The 777-nt window shown below is 66.7% G+C and carries 1 protein-coding gene; it reads right to left on the minus strand.

Annotation, left to right across the window (positions count from 1 at the left end):
• Nucleotides 1-777: Ig-like domain-containing protein (locus ACYP2Q_RS31450; RefSeq protein WP_459734101.1), on the minus strand; the 777-nt coding region annotated here is incomplete at both ends.

Here is a 777-nt window from a genome sequence, read left to right on the forward strand (position 1 = left end):
CGCCGTGGACCGCGCCGACCAGGGTGCCACTGGCGGTTTCGCCGGGGCTGCATGGCTGGCTGCCGGTCACGCTGCCGGGTGCCAGGTCCTGGCCGTCCTGATGCAGGTCCAGGGCTTTTTCGTAGACCGTCACGTCGTGGTCGCTGGTCGCCACCAGGCAGCTGTTGTGCACGTCGATGGTGACGGTGGTGGTGCTCTCGTCACCGTCGGCATCGCGCAGGGTGTAGGTGAACACGTCGCTCGCACCAGGGCCGCTCACCGAGTTCGGGTAGCTGTGGTACACGGCGTTGCCCGCCGCATCCAGGGTCAGGTAACCGTAGGTGCCGTTGATCTGGCTGTTCAGGCCGCCATGCACCGGGGTCGAAGTGTCCGCGCCAGCACGCACGCCAACCACGCCACCGCCGGAGCCGTCGGCGCCGCCGACATCGTTCGCCAGCACGTTGCCGGTGACGGTGCCGCCCTCGGCCACCGACGTCGCATCGGGCTTGGCAGTCGGCAGGTCATCGACCACCTTGACGTTGATTTCCCCACGCGCCTCGCTGCCGTCGGCATCCACGGCAATGACTTCGAAGTTCTCGGTGATGCTGTTGGCGCCGTCGGCGTTGGGGTGGGTGTCGGTGTAGTTCAAGGTGTAGCTGTAGCTCACCACACCGGTGGCCGGGTCATAGCCGGTGATCGTCAGGGTGCTGCCTATCCAGGTGCTGCCGGAGATCGGCAAGCCCTGGACCACGCCATTGCTGATGATCTCGACGCCGGAAATGCTCAGGCTCTGCAGGC

This window comes from Pseudomonas sp. MHK4 (genome assembly GCF_054600775.1).